The organism is Achromobacter sp. Root170, assembly GCF_001428165.1.
In the GTDB taxonomy this organism is placed as follows: Bacteria; Pseudomonadota; Gammaproteobacteria; order Burkholderiales; family Burkholderiaceae_B; genus Achromobacter; species Achromobacter mucicolens.
Genome location: NZ_LMHN01000012.1, coordinates 218,242 through 233,958 on the forward strand (window position 1 = coordinate 218,242; position 15,717 = coordinate 233,958).

General features: G+C 68.2%; 15 protein-coding genes and 1 riboswitch. Of the genes, 8 read left to right on the forward strand and 7 right to left on the reverse strand.

Annotated features, from left to right (window positions below):
- Positions 1-210: 210 nt before the first annotated feature.
- The 5 genes from ASD87_RS11190 (at position 211) to ASD87_RS11210 (ending at position 5,757) form a co-directional block, all read left to right on the forward strand.
- Positions 211-912 (forward strand): response regulator, encoded by a 702-nt coding sequence (locus ASD87_RS11190; RefSeq protein WP_056321163.1) that lies wholly within the window; start codon positions 211-213, stop codon positions 910-912.
- Complete coding sequence (locus ASD87_RS11195) at positions 912-2,498, forward strand: ATP-binding protein (protein WP_056321166.1); 1,587 nt, start codon at positions 912-914, stop codon at positions 2,496-2,498. Before ASD87_RS11190 ends, ASD87_RS11195 begins: the two co-directional genes overlap by 1 nt.
- Before the next feature lie 85 nt (positions 2,499-2,583).
- The gene (gene ruvB, locus ASD87_RS11200; RefSeq protein WP_056321167.1) at positions 2,584-3,657 is read left to right on the forward strand and encodes a Holliday junction branch migration DNA helicase RuvB; all 1,074 of its coding nucleotides are present in this window, start codon (positions 2,584-2,586) and stop codon (positions 3,655-3,657) included.
- A gap of 103 nt (positions 3,658-3,760) precedes the next feature.
- Positions 3,761-4,726 (forward strand): threo-3-hydroxy-L-aspartate ammonia-lyase, encoded by a 966-nt coding sequence (locus ASD87_RS11205; RefSeq protein WP_056321169.1) that lies wholly within the window; start codon positions 3,761-3,763, stop codon positions 4,724-4,726.
- Positions 4,727-4,830: 104 nt separating this feature from the next.
- Positions 4,831-5,757 carry a complex I NDUFA9 subunit family protein gene (locus tag ASD87_RS11210; protein WP_056321172.1) on the forward strand — a complete coding sequence of 309 codons (927 nt, stop codon included), beginning with the start codon at positions 4,831-4,833 and terminating at the stop codon, positions 5,755-5,757.
- Between the two features lie 6 nt (positions 5,758-5,763).
- On the opposite strand, the gene ruvA is transcribed toward ASD87_RS11210, so the two are convergent.
- The 6 genes from ruvA to ASD87_RS11240 all read right to left on the reverse strand — a co-directional run bounded on the left by ruvA (position 5,764) and on the right by ASD87_RS11240 (position 11,233).
- On the reverse strand, positions 5,764-6,336 hold the full coding sequence (gene ruvA, locus ASD87_RS11215; protein WP_056321177.1) for a Holliday junction branch migration protein RuvA: 573 nt from the start codon (positions 6,334-6,336) through the stop codon (positions 5,764-5,766).
- Between the two features lie 70 nt (positions 6,337-6,406).
- A complete protein-coding gene (ruvC, locus tag ASD87_RS11220; protein ID WP_056321180.1) occupies positions 6,407-6,955 on the reverse strand; it encodes a crossover junction endodeoxyribonuclease RuvC in 549 nt (182 codons plus the stop codon).
- Positions 6,955-8,544 (reverse strand): bifunctional phosphoribosylaminoimidazolecarboxamide formyltransferase/IMP cyclohydrolase, encoded by a 1,590-nt coding sequence (gene purH, locus ASD87_RS11225; RefSeq protein ID WP_056321182.1) that lies wholly within the window; start codon positions 8,542-8,544, stop codon positions 6,955-6,957. Before purH ends, ruvC begins: the two co-directional genes overlap by 1 nt.
- Positions 8,545-8,645: 101 nt before the next feature.
- Positions 8,646-8,885, reverse strand: a complete 240-nt coding sequence (locus ASD87_RS11230) for a helix-turn-helix domain-containing protein (RefSeq protein ID WP_006217670.1) — start codon at positions 8,883-8,885, stop codon at positions 8,646-8,648.
- 36 nt (positions 8,886-8,921) lie between these two features.
- A complete protein-coding gene (gene dusB, locus ASD87_RS11235) occupies positions 8,922-9,947 on the reverse strand; it encodes a tRNA dihydrouridine synthase DusB (protein ID WP_056321185.1) in 1,026 nt (341 codons plus the stop codon).
- Positions 9,948-10,063: 116 nt separating this feature from the next.
- On the reverse strand, positions 10,064-11,233 hold the full coding sequence (locus ASD87_RS11240) for a UbiH/UbiF/VisC/COQ6 family ubiquinone biosynthesis hydroxylase (protein ID WP_056321188.1): 1,170 nt from the start codon (positions 11,231-11,233) through the stop codon (positions 10,064-10,066).
- Positions 11,234-11,311: 78 nt separating this feature from the next.
- On the opposite strand from ASD87_RS11240, the gene ASD87_RS11245 reads away from it, so the two are divergent.
- Complete coding sequence (locus ASD87_RS11245) at positions 11,312-11,776, forward strand: NINE protein (RefSeq protein WP_056321190.1); 465 nt, start codon at positions 11,312-11,314, stop codon at positions 11,774-11,776.
- A 13-nt stretch (positions 11,777-11,789) separates the two neighbouring features.
- Here ASD87_RS11245 and ASD87_RS11250 read toward each other — a convergent pair whose 3' ends face one another.
- Positions 11,790-13,130, reverse strand: coding sequence for an aminopeptidase P N-terminal domain-containing protein (locus ASD87_RS11250; protein ID WP_056321192.1), 1,341 nt, complete (start codon positions 13,128-13,130; stop codon positions 11,790-11,792).
- Between the two features lie 145 nt (positions 13,131-13,275).
- Positions 13,276-13,466: riboswitch (yybP-ykoY riboswitch) on the forward strand.
- Positions 13,467-13,509: 43 nt separating this feature from the next.
- On the opposite strand from ASD87_RS11250, the gene ASD87_RS11255 reads away from it, so the two are divergent.
- Positions 13,510-14,514: a sodium:calcium antiporter gene (locus tag ASD87_RS11255; RefSeq protein WP_056321193.1), complete on the forward strand. Its 1,005-nt coding sequence runs from the start codon at positions 13,510-13,512 to the stop codon at positions 14,512-14,514.
- Between the two features lie 441 nt (positions 14,515-14,955).
- Positions 14,956-15,288, forward strand: a complete 333-nt coding sequence (locus ASD87_RS11260; protein ID WP_056321196.1) for a hypothetical protein — start codon at positions 14,956-14,958, stop codon at positions 15,286-15,288.
- Positions 15,289-15,717: the final 429 nt, after the last annotated feature.

Genomic DNA, 15,717 nt, shown 5'->3' on the forward strand with positions numbered 1-15,717 from the left:
GTAGAGAGCGCGCTGCCGCGCATCTGTAAACGATCTTTAGAAAAGTCCACGAGGGGCGGCAGGCGAAGCGCCATTCTAGGGCAGTCGCGTGTCTGGGGCACGTCCGATCGCGAAAAGCCCGAAACATCCGGCCAACATCGTGCAACGGGTATATTTCAGATGATTTCCTGCCCCTTGCAGGCTAGCGCGCCGCGCCGCACTATCACGCCCATGGACAATTCCCACACCAAGCTGCTGGTCGTCGACGATGATCCGGCGCTGCGCCAGCTGCTGGCCGACTACCTGAACCGGCATGGCTACGACACGCTGCTGGCCCCGGACGCGACCGACCTCTCCTCGCGCATCACCCGTTACGCGCCCGATTTGCTGGTGCTGGACCGCATGCTGCCCGGCGGCGACGGCGCCGATGCCTGCCGCCGCCTGCGCGAGCAGGGCGAGGACATCCCCGTCATCCTGCTGACCGCGCGCGACGAAGCCGTGGATCGCATCATCGGCCTGGAGGCCGGCGCCGACGATTACGTTGGCAAGCCCTTCGACCCCCGCGAACTGCTGGCCCGCATCGAGGCCGTGCTGCGCCGCAAGCGCGGCCCGTCCGCGCTCACCAAGGACGCGCCGGTCGCTTTCGGCCCGTTTGTCTTTGACCCCTCCACGCGTCAGCTGTCCCGCGAGGGCACCGTGGTCAAGCTGACCGGCGGTGAAATCAACCTGCTTGAAGCCCTGGTGCGCAATGCGGGCAAGCCGCTGTCGCGCGAACGCCTGCTGGCGCTGGCCCGCGACGACGACGCCGGCGAGCGCAACGACCGCGCCATCGACATCGCGATCCTGCGCCTGCGCCGCGTGATCGAGGACGATCCCAAGCAGCCGCGCTGGATCCAGACCGTCTGGGGCATCGGTTACCGGTTCTCTCCCTGATGCGCTTTTCCCCCGGCATTCTCGTGCCCCGCTCGCTGCGGGCGCGGCTGATCCTGCTGATCCTCGGATCGGTCCTGCTGACGCAGGCCGCCACGCTGGTGACGGTGTCGTACTTCCGGCACAAGTTCATGGAAGACGTGGCCATCGGCTATATCGTCACCACCATCCGCACGCTGCGCGCCGCCGTGTCACAGGTGCCGGCCGAAGACCGCGCCGACTTCGTGCGCGCCGCATCGCAGAACCAGTGGCGGTTGTGGTCGCGCGTGCTGCCCGCCGAAGCCAAGCTGCAGCGCTTCAATGGCCGCCGTCCGCCGCCGCGTGCCGCGCCGCGCCCGCCGCCTCCCGCACCCCCGCCCGCCCAGGATTCGCAATTGCACGGTCCGCCGCCGCCGCCCCCGCCGGAGGTGCACGGCGACGAACGCGAAACCGATGCGGCGCAAGCAGACGCTGGCAGCGATGCCCAGCGCGACGGCGACCGTGCCCGCGAGGAGCACGCGCGCCGCCACAAGTCCGAGCCCGAGCCCGACGATATTCGCCGCGACCTGCGCGTGCTGGTTCAGCAGCTCAACGAACGCCTGAACGACGGCACGCGCGTGGCGCTGTCGCGCGGCCCCACGCCGGAGATCTTCATTTCGCTGGCGCCCAACCCGGCCACCGAAGATGCGCCGCGGCTGCGCGAGTGGCTGGTCATTCCGCTGGACCGGCTGGATCCGCCCGTCGCCACGCCCTTCATCGCCGCCTGGCTGGGCGGGCTGGGATTGCTGCTGCTGTTGGCGGTGGGTTTTTCGTGGCACATCACGCGCCCGATCACACGGCTGGCCGACGCCGCGGACCAGCTTGCCGCGGGCCAGCCCCAGCGCGTGGAACCCTCGGGTCCGCACGAAACCCGCGTGCTGGGCGAACGCTTCAATGCCATGCTGGACGCCTTGTCCGAGTCCGATTCCGTGCGGCGCACGCTGCTTTCCGGGCTGCCGCACGACCTGAAAGGGCCGCTGTCGCGCATGTGGCTGCGCGTCGAGATGGCCGACGACTCGACGCTGAAGGAAGGGCTGCGCACCGACCTGCGCGACATGCAGCACATGGTGGACCAGTTCATCGGTTTCGTGCGCGGCACCGATCCGGCGGCCTACCGCTATGCGCCCATCGTGCTGTCCGAATGGCTGACCGAGCGCGTGGGCGCCTGGCAGGGCGCCGGCACCGCGATCGGCCTGAACACCGATGCTCAGGCCAGCGGCGCCGTGGTGCAGGCCGACGCCGTGGCGTTGGGGCGCCTGCTGGACAACCTGATCGGCAACGCGCTGAATCACGGCGCGCCGCCGGTGGACGTCGCGCTACGGCGCGAGGAAGGCTACGCGGTCCTGGACGTGGCCGATCACGGGCCGGGCATCGTGCCGGAACGCCGCCAGGAAGCCTTGCGGCCCTTCAGCCGGCTTGACGACGCGCGTACCCGGACCGGCAGCGTGGGCCTGGGCCTGGCGCTGGCCGAGGCCATTGCGCGGGCGCATGGCGGATCGCTCGAATTGCGCGAGGCTCCGTCCGGCGGGTTGTGCGTGCGCGTGCGGCTGCCGCTTTCCCAGGCCGCCTGACCGACCTGGCCCCGGGGACGGCCCCGGGGCAGCCCGCGCTACGGTACGATTCATCCTGCTTCGTCCTTTGCCCGTACCCCGCACCATGGCCATCCAGTCCGATTCGCTTTCCTCCCGTCCCGACGCCCCCCGCATCGTGACGCCGCAGCCGGTGTCGCCCAACGAGGAGTCGATCGAACGCGCGTTGCGGCCCAAGGCGCTGGAAGAATATGTCGGGCAGCAGCGCGCCCGCGAACAGCTCGAAATCTTCATCGCCGCGGCCAGAAAGCGGGGCGAGGCGCTGGACCACGTGCTGCTGTTCGGCCCCCCGGGCCTGGGCAAGACCACGCTGGCGCACATCATTGCGCACGAAATGGGCGTGCAATTGCGGCAGACGTCCGGCCCCGTTCTCGAACGCCCGGGCGACCTGGCCGCGCTGCTGACCAACCTGGAAAAGAACGACGTCCTCTTCATCGACGAGATCCACCGCCTGTCGCCCGTAGTCGAAGAAATCCTTTACCCTGCGCTCGAAGACTTCCAGATCGACATCCTGATCGGCGAGGGGCCGGCCGCGCGCAGCGTGAAGCTGGACCTGCAGCCCTTCACGCTGGTGGGCGCCACGACCCGCGCGGGCATGCTGACCAATCCGCTGCGCGACCGCTTCGGCATCGTGTCGCGGCTCGAGTTCTATAACGCCGCGGATCTGGGCCGCATCGTGACGCGCAGCGCGGGCCTGCTCAATGCCGTCATCACGCCGGACGGCGCGGCCGAGGTGGCGCGCCGCGCCCGCGGCACGCCGCGTATCGCCAACCGCCTGCTGCGCCGCGTGCGGGACTACGCCGAAGTGAAGGCGGGCGGCACCATCGACGCCGACGTGGCGGGCCGCGCGCTCGCCATGCTGGAAGTCGATCCGCAGGGCCTGGACCTGATGGACCGCAAGCTGCTCGAAGCCATCGTCCACAAGTTCGATGGCGGTCCGGTCGGCGTGGACAGCTTGGCCGCGGCCATCGGCGAAGAGCGCGACACGATCGAGGACGTCATCGAGCCGTACCTGATCCAGCACGGTTATCTGCAACGCACGCCGCGCGGCCGCACGGCCACGCTGACCACGTGGCGCCACCTGGGCCTCGCGCCGCCCGCAGGCACCACGGGCGGCAGCGGCGACCTCTTCGGCAAATAGGCTGCCCTCGCGCCGTCATGCCTTCGGGCGGCGCGCAAATCGCGCCGGCGGGTTTATGATCCGAGGGTTTCGTTTCCCCCTCGCGATCTAAGGACCTTATTCCATGCAGCCCGAATTGCCCTCCTATGATGATGTCGCGCGCGCCAGCGAGCGCCTGGCCGGCAACGCACACCGCACGCCCGTCCTGACCTCGGCCACCGCCGATGCCATCGCCGGCGCGTCGCTGTTCTTCAAGTGCGAGAACTTCCAGCGCATGGGCGCCTTCAAGTTCCGGGGCGGCTACAACGCGATCGCGCGCCTCACGCCCGAGCAACGGGCCGCGGGCGTCGTGACATTCTCGTCGGGCAATCACGCGCAGGCCATCGCGCTGGCCTCCCGGCTGCAAGGGGTCCAGGCCACCATCATCATGCCGCTGGACGCGCCCGCGGCCAAACGCGCGGCCACCGAAGGCTACGGCGGCAAGATCGTCACGTACGACCGCTACACCGAAGACCGCGAGACCATCGCCCGCCGCATCCAGGCCGAAACCGGCGCCACGCTGATCCCGCCGTACGACCACGAAGACGTGATCGCGGGGCAGGGCACGGCCGCCAAGGAATTGTTCGAGGAAGTCGGCGAGCTCGATTATCTTTTCGTGTGCCTGGGCGGCGGCGGCCTGCTGTCGGGCTCGGCCCTGTCCGCCTTCGCGCTCAGCCCGCGCTGCCTGGTCTACGGCGTGGAGCCCGAAGCCGGCAATGACGGGCAGCAGTCCTTGCGCAAGGGTGAAATCGTCCGAATCCCCGCGCCCAAGACCTTGGCGGACGGCGCCGCCACCACGCATCTGGGCAATCTCACCTTCCCCCTCATCCAGAAGTACGTGCGCGACATCGTCACGGTGACGGATGAACAGCTCGTGACGACCATGAAGTTCTTTGCCGAACGCATGAAGATGGTCGTGGAACCCACGGGCTGCCTGGCGGCGGCGGCCGTCATGCAGAACGTGGTGCCGGTGCGCGGGGCCCGGGTTGGCGTCATCATCAGCGGCGGCAACGTCGATCTTCCGGCCTACGCAAAGCTGCTGGCAGGCTGACGCGCATCAAGCGGCGCGCGCGGCGCCTCGCTCGCGCGCGCTTGCGCATGCCGACCTTGCAGGGCAGAATCGAACCTCGATCCTGACGAACCGGAGGCTACGCCATGCGTATCCTTGTCATTGGCGGCACGGGCTTCATCGGCCGCCACTTGGTAGCACGGCTTTGCGCGGACCCGCATCAGATCGTCGTGCCCACGCGGCTTCTTGCCCGCGGACGCGACCTGCAATTACTTCCCACCGTCACCCTGCTTCAGGCTGACATCCACGACGACGCCGCGCTCGATGGCATGGTGCAAGGGTGCGATGCCGTCGTGAACCTGGTGGGCATCCTGCACGGCAACGTGGGCCGGCCGTATGGGTCCGATTTCGCGCGCGCTCACGTGCATCTGCCGCAGCGCATTGCGCAGGCTTGTGTGCGCTATGGCGTGCGGCGCCTGCTTCACGTCAGCGCGCTGGGCGCCGACTCCAGCGGCGACAGCATGTACCAGCGTTCCAAGGGCGACGGCGAGGCAGCCATCAAAGCGGCCTACCAGGACCGGCGCGACATTGGCTGGACCATCTTCCGCCCGTCGGTGCTTTTCGGACCCGACGACAACTTCACCAATATGTTCGCGTCGCTGGCGCGTTGGCTGCCGGTGCTGCCGCTGGCGGGCGCCAATGCGCGCATGCAGCCCATCTATGTGGGCGATGTGGTGACCGCCATGGTCAACGCGCTGGCCGACACCCACACCTGCGGCAAGACCTACGAACTGGGCGGGCCGCAGGTCTACACGCTGGGCGAGATCGCGCGGCTGTGCGCCGCCTGGAGCGGGCATCCGCGCCCCGTCATCAGCATGCCGATGGGAGTGGGGCGCATGCAGGCCCGGCTGTTCGAATGCATGCCGGGCACGCCGTTGATGTCGCGGGACAACCTGGACTCCCTGCGCCGCGACAACGTCTGCGGCGGGCCCATCGCCCCCGAGTTGCACGTGGTGCCCACGGGCCTGGAGGCTGTGGCGCCGCGCTACCTGCAGCACGGCAAGGCAGCCTAGCGCCAGTTAACGCACCAGCGCCTTGAGCGCCTGCTTGATGCCGTCGGACACGCCCACGCCTTCGGGCAGCGTCTTCAGCGCCGACAGCGATTCTTTTTCCGAGTAACCCAGCGCCAGCAAGGCATTCAGGATGTCGGACTGGTTGTCGTGCGTGACGTGCGCCGTTGCGCCGATGTCCGCGCCCAGCTTGCCGCGCATCTCCAGCAGCAGCCGTTCCGCGGTTTTCTTGCCGATGCCGGGCACGCGGGTCAGGCGGCCCGATTCCTGCAGTGTGATGGCTTGCGCCAGGTCCGCGACCGACAGGCCGGACAGCACGGACAGCGCCGTGCGCGCGCCGATGCCGCTGACCTTGATGAGCTCACGGAACGCGCTGCGCTCGCCGGCCGAGGCAAATCCATACAGGATGTGCGCGTCTTCACGCACGGTCAGGTGCGTGTAGAGCGTGACGCGCGCGCCCGTCTCGGGCAGCGAATACAGCGTGCTCATGGGCACGTCGATGTCATACCCGATTCCGCCCACATCCACGCAGATCGTGGGGGGCAGTTTTTCGATCAGGGTTCCGGTGATTCTTCCGATCATGGTGAGAGGCCTGCAATGGTGGCGGCCGCGGAACGCGCGGCGAATGCGGGGATTCTATACGGGAGGGCGCTCAGCCGATCAGCCGGCCATTGCGGATGCGGGTCTTGCCACCCATGCGCAGCGCGCTGCCCAGGCGTTCCAGCTTGTCCTGCAGCGGTCCCACGTGCGCGTGGCAGATCGCGCAGGCCAGCGCGTCGGCCGAGTCGGGGGCCGGCATGCCATCCAGCGCCAGCAGGTGCTGCACCATCATCTGCACCTGCTCTTTCGCGGCGCGGCCGGTGCCGACCACGGCCTTCTTGATCTGCAGCGCGGTGTACTCGTGCACGTCCAGCGAACTGTCGGCCAGCGCGCAAAGCGCCGCGCCGCGGGCCTGGCCCAGCAGCAGGGTGGAAGCGGGATTGGTGTTCAGAAAGACGATTTCCAGCGCGGCCACGTCGGGTTGCGTGTCGCGGGCCACCTGGCGCAGGTTGTCCAGGATGACCTTCAGGCGTTCGGACAGCGTCAGCGCCGGCGGGACCACGATGGTCCCGCTGGCCACGTAACGCAGCCGCGAGCCTTCGGCATCGATCACACCGAAGCCGGTGCGGCGCAGGCCGGGATCGATGCCGAGGACGCGCATCAGTGGCGGAAGTGGCGGGTGCCGGTCAGCACCATGGCGATGCCGTGCTCGTCGGCGGCGGCGATGACTTCGTCGTCGCGCACGCTGCCGCCGGGCTGGATCACGCAGGTTGCGCCCGCCGCCACCACCACGTCCAGGCCGTCACGGAACGGGAAGAACGCGTCGGATGCCACGGCCGAGCCCTTCAGGGTCAGGCCGGCGTTTTCCGCCTTGATGGACGCGATGCGCGCCGAGTCGATGCGGCTCATCTGGCCTGCGCCCACGCCCAGGGTCATGCCGCCGCCCACGAACACGATGGCGTTGGACTTGACGTACTTGGCAACCTTCCAGGCGAACGACAGGTCGTTCATTTCCTGCTCGGTGGGTTGGCGCTTGGTGACGACCTTCAGGGCGTCGCGCGGCACGTTGTAGGCGTCCGGCGTCTGCACCAGCCAGCCGCCGCCCACGCGCTTGATGTCGAAGGCGTTCTGGCCGGTGCCCATCGGCACTTCCAGCACGCGCACGTTCTTCTTGGCGGCCAGGATGGCCAGCGCGGCGCCGTCGTAGGCGGGGGCGAGCAGCACTTCCAGGAACTGCGCGCTCACGGCCTCGGCCGTCGCGGCGTCGACCGGACGGTTGAAGGCGATGATGCCGCCGAAGGCCGACGTCGGGTCGGTCTTGAAGGCTTGCTGGTACGCGCCCAGCGTGTCGGCTGCAACGGCCACGCCGCAGGGGTTGGCATGCTTGACGATGACGCAGGCGGGCGCTTCGAAGCTGCGCGCGCATTCCCACGCCGCGTCGGCGTCGGCGATGTTGTTGTAGGACAGTTCCTTGCCCTGCAGCTGGCGGTAGTTGCCCAGCAGGCCCGCCGGACGCTGCGCGTCCACGTAGAAGGCGGCGCTTTGATGGGGGTTCTCGCCGTAGCGCAGCGCCTGTTCCTGCTTGACCTGCAGGGTCAGCGTGCCGGGCCATTCGTTACGGGCGGGCACGGCGTCCTGCTCGGGCTCGGCCGCGGTCAGGCTGGTCAGGTAGGCGGCGATGGCGCCGTCGTAGGCGGCCGTGTGGGCGTAGACCTTGGCGGCCAGCGCGAGGCGCAGGCCGTAGGAGGTGGCGCCGCCCTTGTCCATTTCGGCCAGGACGCGCGAATAGTCGACCGGGTCGATCACGACCGTGACGCCGCCGGCTTCGGTGCCGTGGTTCTTGGCGGCGGCGCGCAGCATGGCGGGCCCGCCGATGTCGATGTTTTCGACGGCGTCGGCAAACGTGCAATCGGGCTTGGCCACGGTTTCACGGAACGGATACAGGTTGACCACCAGCATGTCGATGCGATCGATGCCAGCCGCCTTGATGGTGTCCATGTGCTCTGCGCTGTCGCGGCGGGCCAGCAGGCCGCCGTGGATCTTGGGGTGCAGCGTCTTCACGCGGCCGTCCAGGATCTCGGGCGAACCGGTGTGAGCGGCCACTTCGGTGACGGTCAGGCCGGATTCGGCGAGCAGCTTGGCGGTGCCGCCGGTCGAGAGCAGGCGCACGCCACGCGCGGCCAGGGCGCGGGCAAATTCAACGATGCCGGTCTTGTCGGACACCGAAAGCAGGGCGGTTTCGATTTTCATGATGGGACGGAGTGGGGCGGGAGCGCCTTTCTCGTTCTGGTCGGATGGGAAATCTGGAAGCGGCGGCGGCGCGACGCGTGCGCCGCCCGCGCGAGGGAAATCTATACCTGGATATTGTGCGCCAGCAACTTCTTGCGCAGGGTGTTGCGGGTGATGCCCAGCATCTCGGACGCCCGGGACTGGTTGCCGCCCGACCGCTCCAACGCTACTTCAAGCACCGGGCGCTCCACGCAGCGCATGACCATGTCCCACATATCGTGGGGCTCGGACTCGCCCAAGTCTTCGAAATAGCGCTCCAGGCTGGCGCGCACGCATTCTTCCAGGACATCTTTCTTGCTCATTTGAGTACAGATATTTTTATGTTGGTGTTGAGGCGGTCATGCCGCCAGCAGGGCTTCTGCGGCCGGCGCCGGGGTACAGCTGCCGTCGCTTGAGAGGGTGTCGAACCAGTCCGCCACCGCCCGCCATTGGTCGCGGGTGTTGTCGATCAGGTTCATGCGGGCGCAAAACGAATCCGCGCCCGGCAGGCCGTCCACATACCAGCCTATGTGCTTGCGCGCGGTACGTACGCCGGTGTGCTCGCCATAGAAACGGTAGTGGTCGTCGAGATGTTCGAGCAGCAGCTCGCGCATTTCCCCGTAAGAGGGAGGGGCCAGTGTTTCGCCCGTGCGCAGGTAGTGGTCGATTTCGCGGAAGATCCACGGGCGGCCCTGGGCCGCCCGGCCAATCATGACCGCATCGGCGCCAGTGTAATCCAGGACGTGCCTGGCTTTGGCGGGCGAGTCGATATCTCCGTTCGCAATCACGGGGATGCCGATTTCAGCCTTGACGGCGCGGATGGTGTCATATTCCGCCTCGCCCGTATAGAGGTCGGCCCGCGTGCGCCCGTGCAGGGTGAGGGCGGCGATGCCCGCGTTTTCGGCCAGCTTGGCCACGCGCAGCGCATTGCGGCTGCTGCGGTCCCAGCCGGTCCGGGTCTTCAGGGTGACGGGCACGCCAAGCGGCGCGCAGGCGGCCACCACGGCGTCCAGGATGCGGACGATCAGGTCTTCGTGGCGCAACAGCGCCGACCCGGACGCCACGTTGCACACTTTCTTGACCGGACAGCCCATGTTGATGTCGATGATCCGGGCGCCCTTGTTGGCGTTGAACGCCGCGGCCTCGGCCATCATGGCCGGATCCGCCCCCGCTATTTGCACGGAAATCGGGGCGATCTCGCCGTCGTGGTTCAGGCGGCGCGATGTCTTGACGCTATCCCACAGTTTGGGGTTGCTGGCGGCCATCTCGGACACCGCGTAACCCGCCCCCAGCTTCTTGCAAAGCTGGCGGAAAGGACGGTCCGTCACGCCCGCCATGGGCGCGACAAGAACGTTGTTGGGAAGGGTCCACTGGCCTATGCGCATGCTCACATTTTAACCGGCTCGATCGAACCCTCATTTTTGGAGGGGCGATGGCCTGGTAACAGATGGGGGGAACGAGGGGAAGCCGGCCCCTGAACGGGGCCGGATCCGACGGGGATTTACGCGCGGAATCCTTGGAGCAGGTGCTGGGCGAGCGGGGCGCGCAACGGGGAGGCCAGATCCATCCCCAGCAGGGCGGCGCCGCAGGCGTGCTCCACGGGCGCCAGCCCCGTGGCGAAGATGCGCGGCATGAAATCGGTAAGTCCGGCCGTGATGAAGCGATCCAGATGGCGCGCGCTGGCGAACTCGGCCAGGGCCGGTCCGGGATTGGCGCCGGGACGGGCCAGCCAGCCGGTCAGCGTCTGGGCAAGGCGCGCCGCATCGCGCAGGCCGAGGTTCAATCCCTGGCCCGCCACCGGGTGCAGGGTCTGCGCGGCGTTGCCGATGGCCGCGACCCGGCCGTGCACCTGGGCGCGCCGGGCGGACAGCGCCAGCGGAAAGACATGGCGCGGCGCATGGCTGGTCAGGCGGCCCAGGCGGTCGCCAAAAGCCTGCGTCAGCGCATGCGAGAAAGCGACGTTGTCCAGGGCCGCGAGTTCGGCCGCGCGGTCCGGCGCGCTGCACCAGACGACGGAGTAGGCATCCGGGGTCTGCGGGTGCGGCAGCAGCGCCAGCGGACCTTCGGAGGTGAAGCGCTCCCAGGCCCAGCCGCGCCGCGGCAGGGTGGCGTGGGCGGTGGTCAGCACGGCGTGCTGGTCGTAATCGCGCCGCACATCCGTGGCGCCGGCGCCGTCGGACTGCACGGCGACGCCGCAGAGGATTTCCGTGTCGCCCTGCTGGATGCGCACGCCGTCGGCGTCCTGCATGCCGATCTGCGCCGGGGGGCCGGCCAGCACGGAGACGCCGCACGCGGCCACGCAGTCGTCCAGCTTGGCGTACAGGCCGGAATAGGTCACCACGCTGCCCAGCTGGGGCACGCCAAAATCGGTGTTCTGGATGAGCGTTCGGCCCAGCCGGCCGCGCTGCGACACGTGGATGTTGCGAATGTCGGCCGAGCGTTCGGGCCAGGCATGCAGCGACTCCAGCAGCACCCGGCTGCCGTGGTTCATGGCCAGCACGCGCGGATCGGCGGCGGGCACGGCCGCGGCCGGGGTGACGGGTGCCGGTGCGCTGCCCGCGAGCAGGGCGATGCGCGCCGGGTCCGGCGCCACGCGCGCCAGCATCAGGGCCAATACGCGGCCCACGGGGCCGGCGCCAAGAATCGCAATGTCGAAGGCGGAGGAAGTCATGCCCGGATTTTAACCGTCCACTACAATCGCGGCAGCCGCCGCCGCTTGGCGCCTACGCCCCTTTTCCGGTTGATTGACATGACGCAGGCTCAGGCTTCCTCTTCGCTTTCCGCCGTCTCCGCGCGCCGCCCCCGCAGCAAGGTCGCGGTGGGACTCCTGGCCTGCCTGTTCGGCGCGTTTGGCGCGCACTGGTGGTATCTGGGCCGGCGCCACGCCTGGCTGGTGACCATGTTCGCCGCCGTGTGCCTGTTCTGCGCCGTGCGCTTTTACCCGGTCTGGTACGACAACCCCGCTTTCTTCCTGCTTTTCATTCCCATGATCGACGGGTTCATCGAAAGCGCGGTCTATTCCCTGATGCCGGACGAGAAGTTCGACCGGATCTGCAATCCGGGCCTGGGCAAGGTGTCTTCGACGGGCTGGGGGCCCGTGCTGGTCGCCATCCTGGCGTGCCTGGTCGGCGCCATCGCCACCATGTTCGCCATCGCGATGGTGGTGGTCTATGTCTGGGTGGCCATGGGCTGGCTGGACGGCTACGTGCTGTAGGCCGCCAGCCGCGTCATTCGCGCATCAGCGCCTCGATCTCGCTGGCCTGCACCGGCACGCCGCGGGTGATCAGTTCACATCCTTCGTCCGTGACCAGCGCATCGTCTTCCGTGCGGATGCCGATGTTCCAATAGGCCTCTGGCACGTCGTCGGCGGGGCGCACGTAGATGCCCGGCTCGATGGTCAGCATCATCCCGGTTTGCAGCGTGCGCCACGGCCGATCGGTGCCGGGCGCGCCGGGCTGGCGGTAGTCGCCGACATCATGCACGTCCAGGCCCAGCCAGTGTCCGGTGCGGTGCATGTAGAAGCGGCTGTAGTCGCCCGATTCCAGCACGCCGTCCAGCGATCCCTTCAGCAGTTTCAGATCCAGCATGCCCTGCGCCAGGACGCGCAGCGCGGCCTCGTGCGCATCGTTGAAGCTGCGGCCCGGCGCGGTGGCCTGGGCGGCCGCGTCCTGCGCCGCGACGGTCAGGTCATAAAGCGCGCGCTGCGGGCCGCTGTAGCGGCCGTTCGCCGGAAAGGTGCGCGTGATGTCGCTGGCGTAGCTGTCCACTTCGCAGCCCGCATCGACCAGCACCAGATCGCCGTCGCGCAGCACCGCCTCGCCCGCCGGGTAGTGCAGGACACAGGCGTTGGCCCCGGCTGCGACGATGCTGTTGTACGCCACGGACTGGGCGCCGTGGCGGCGGAATTCATAAAGCAGCTCGGCCTCGATCTCGTACTCGCGCATGCCGGGCCGCGCCACGCGCATGGCGCGCGCGTGGGCGCCTGCCGAAATCTTGGCCGCGCGCCGCATGGCGGCGATTTCCGAGGCGTCCTTGATGAGCCGCATGTCGGCCAGCAGTGGCCGCACGTCCTGCTGCCGGCTGGGCGGCAGGCGCCCGCCCCGGCTTTTCTCGCGCGCCGCCGCCAGCCAGCGGTGCAAGCGCCCGTCCGTGCGCTTGTCCCCGGCCAACGGGGCGTACAGGGTCGGATGGTCCAGCATCAGCGCGGGCACCAGTTCGTCCAGCGCGTCGATGGGATGGGCGTCGTCGAAACCGAAGTGGGCGGCCGCGGCCTCGGGGCCAAAGCGCTTGCCCTCCCACAATTCATGCTCCACGTGACGCGGCCGGCAGAACAGCACGGCGCGGTCTGTCGCGCCCGCCACCAGCACCACCCAGGCGTCGGGTTCGGTAAAGCCCGTCAGGTAGAAGAAATCGCTGTCGTGCCGGTAAGGAAATTCCGCGTCGCGGTTGCGGATGGCTTCCGTCGCGGTTGCCAGGATGGCGATGCCGCCGCCTTCCGCGCGCATGCGATCCATCAGGCGCTGGCGCCGCGCGGCGAAAGGGGCGAGGTCGTCGGGAGGCAGGCTCATGTCGGGCGGGCCGGGCGCGCAGCCCCGGCAAGGGCGGAAGATGGGGCTACTTTACCTGCCATCCCGCGAATGCAACACCCCGTGGCGTATCCGCGTTGGCCGTGCGGCGATGACTGGACAACGTGCCGGCCGCTGCTACAATCGCCGCTCTGTCATTGGGGAGTAGCCATCCTTTGTCCCCAAAGGAGTCAGCGTCAACAGACTTGGTGGTTCAGTGCTGCGGAGCAGCCGCTAGAACCCCATGGCGCTGACGGCACCCACGTCCGGCTTGCAGCCGCGTGGATCAGCCAGGCGAGACCTTTGGCCGCGTAGCGTTCACCCTTGGCCGGGCGAGCCGCTGCGTCGCGCCAATGGTATCCGCTCGTCCGGCCGCATTCCCATGTTGCTCACCCTTTTTCTGTTCTTCCTGTCCGCGGCAGTGATCTACGTCGCGTGCGAGTTCTTCGTCAATGGCGTCGAATGGGTCGGTCACCGCTTCCAACTGGGCGCGACCGCCACCGGCACCGTGCTCGCCGCCTTCGGCACCGCGCTGCCGGAAAGCGCGGTCACCTTCATGGCCGTGGTCTTCGGCGATACCCCCGAACAAAAAGACATCGGCGTCGGCGCCGCGATGGGCGGTCCCCTGGTGCTTGCCACGCTGGCCTATGCGGTCGTCGGCCTGGCCCTGTGGCGCGCCCGCCGCGGCAAGCCCACGCAGGCGAACTGTATCAACGCGGACCAGCGCCGGCTGGCCCGCGACCAGGCCTGGTTCATGGGCATCTTCATCTTCAAGGTGGGCCTGGGCCTGCTGGCCTTTGCCTGGAAGCCCTGGCTGGGATTCGTGTTCCTGGTCACCTATGCGCTCTACATCAAGCGTGAACTCAGCAACGACGAGGCATCCCTGGACAGCGATGACCTCGAACCCCTGAAGCTGCGGCCGCGCGACGAAGACCCCTCCATGTTCTGGGCCGTCACGCAGACGGTCATGGCGCTGGTCGTGATCGCCGGCGCCTCGCACGTGTTCGTGAACCAGATCGAACTGCTGGGCATCGCCATGGGCGCCTCGCCCCACGTGGCCGCGCTGCTGCTGGCCCCGGTGGCCACCGAGCTGCCGGAGATCATGAATGCGCTGATCTGGGTGCGCCAGGGCAAGGAACGCCTGGCACTGGCCAACATTTCGGGCGCCATGATGATCCAGGCCACGATCCCCAGCGCGCTGGGCATCTTCATGACGCCGTGGCTGCTGGACGCCCCGCTGCTGGCGGCGGGCTTTTTCACGATGCTGTCGATCGGACTGCTGTGGCTGCGTTTCCGCCGGTCTGCCATGAGCGTGCCGGCGCTGTCGGCGGTGGGCGGGCTGTACGCGATTTTCGCGGGCTACCTGGGCTGGCACTTTTACGGGTAAAGACGGGCAGGCCGGGCAGGCGCGCGCGTCTGTCTGGCCTTGGCGCTTTTCTGCGTCAAAAATGCACCCAACCCTTGTCCATCAGTACAAACCCGCGTAAACTTTCGCTGTTTTCCATCCCAGGAGCAGTCTTCGTGAATACCGATTCCGGCGAAAGTTGTCGATCTTGCATCGACGTCGCTGTCTGACAGGATCCACGCAGAACTCCGTCTGCCGCATCCTGTCATTCAGCAGGTTGCGGTGTATCCCAGGCGCCAGGCTTCAGCCCGGCCAGTAGCGCAGGCTCTCAGCCTGCCGGGACTCTCCCCAACGTAAACCGCCAGAACCGCCGCTAGTCGCAGCGCCAGCGTTCGTGCACGTTCGTCGTGCCCGCCGCCAGGGCGCTGTCCGGCTGCGCACGTGTTCGCGATCACGCTCCGCCTTCTTGTCATGGAGGTCGTTATGCGTTTCTTCGACTTGTTCCTGCGCCGTGCCGGCGTGGACCGCGCCACCGCCCTGGGCCGCCGCCGCGGCACTTCCCGGCTGACGGTGATCTGTCCGCGCGGCGAGCTCGGCGCACTGCGCAAGCAGATCTGCCTGGACTTCAGCGCCGCTGGCCTGGATGTCGCCCAAGTGCAGGTCGACCAAGGCCAGGATCCCGATCTCGCGTCGGCTTGCATCACGGTCAATTGCCCGCCCGAACTGCGGGCCGAATTGATGACGCAAGCGCGCCGTTTGAGCGCCAACCCCGCCGTGCGCCACGTGCATTTCGGCGCACAGGCCGCGATGGCCTGACCCCCCACAAACATTTCCTTCCCCCGGAGAAATCATGCCTAGCGCCTTAGACCCAGAGCCTCGATTGCGCCCTGTGCGCGGCTCCGGCATGCCTATCTGACCCGTCACTCACTGCGAGCCGACTGGCCGGATAGACATCCCGGTCCGTACGGAACCCGCAGCCTGGAATCCCCGGCCCCGCCCGCGTCCTGCGAGCATCGGCGTCCGGTCCCGGTTCCACAGCCCGCTTCCCTTCCGTTTTCCGCACCCGGCGCGCTATAGACGCGATCCGGACACCGGCAACATTGCTCCGGCGCCTTCGCACGCCCGTCAGTGGCGGCCTCACGGCATTTCCCAGGAAACGCCGCGGTCCGCTGCTGCCTGCGCGCGGCCGCCACCGGCAGGGTCGTCCGTGTCTCCCGCAACAACACCAATAAATGCGGAGCACTC

Excerpts from the sequence above, each read along its gene's own strand:
- ASD87_RS11255 (WP_056321193.1), top strand. The coding sequence starts at position 13,510 with ATGTTGCTCACCCTTTTTCTGTTCTTCCTGTCCGCGGCAGTGATCTAC.
- ASD87_RS11240 (WP_056321188.1), bottom strand. The coding sequence starts at position 11,233 with ATGACTTCCTCCGCCTTCGACATTGCGATTCTTGGCGCCGGCCCCGTG.
- ASD87_RS11190 (WP_056321163.1), top strand. The coding sequence starts at position 211 with ATGGACAATTCCCACACCAAGCTGCTGGTCGTCGACGATGATCCGGCG.
- ASD87_RS11230 (WP_006217670.1), bottom strand. The coding sequence starts at position 8,885 with ATGAGCAAGAAAGATGTCCTGGAAGAATGCGTGCGCGCCAGCCTGGAG.
- purH (WP_056321182.1), bottom strand. The coding sequence starts at position 8,544 with ATGAAAATCGAAACCGCCCTGCTTTCGGTGTCCGACAAGACCGGCATC.
- ruvA (WP_056321177.1), bottom strand. The coding sequence starts at position 6,336 with ATGATCGGAAGAATCACCGGAACCCTGATCGAAAAACTGCCCCCCACG.
- ASD87_RS11245 (WP_056321190.1), top strand. The coding sequence starts at position 11,312 with ATGACGCAGGCTCAGGCTTCCTCTTCGCTTTCCGCCGTCTCCGCGCGC.
- ASD87_RS11205 (WP_056321169.1), top strand. The coding sequence starts at position 3,761 with ATGCAGCCCGAATTGCCCTCCTATGATGATGTCGCGCGCGCCAGCGAG.
- ruvB (WP_056321167.1), top strand. The coding sequence starts at position 2,584 with ATGGCCATCCAGTCCGATTCGCTTTCCTCCCGTCCCGACGCCCCCCGC.
- ASD87_RS11195 (WP_056321166.1), top strand. The coding sequence starts at position 912 with ATGCGCTTTTCCCCCGGCATTCTCGTGCCCCGCTCGCTGCGGGCGCGG.
- ASD87_RS11250 (WP_056321192.1), bottom strand. The coding sequence starts at position 13,130 with ATGAGCCTGCCTCCCGACGACCTCGCCCCTTTCGCCGCGCGGCGCCAG.
- dusB (WP_056321185.1), bottom strand. The coding sequence starts at position 9,947 with ATGCGCATAGGCCAGTGGACCCTTCCCAACAACGTTCTTGTCGCGCCC.
- ruvC (WP_056321180.1), bottom strand. The coding sequence starts at position 6,955 with ATGCGCGTCCTCGGCATCGATCCCGGCCTGCGCCGCACCGGCTTCGGT.
- ASD87_RS11260 (WP_056321196.1), top strand. The coding sequence starts at position 14,956 with ATGCGTTTCTTCGACTTGTTCCTGCGCCGTGCCGGCGTGGACCGCGCC.
- ASD87_RS11210 (WP_056321172.1), top strand. The coding sequence starts at position 4,831 with ATGCGTATCCTTGTCATTGGCGGCACGGGCTTCATCGGCCGCCACTTG.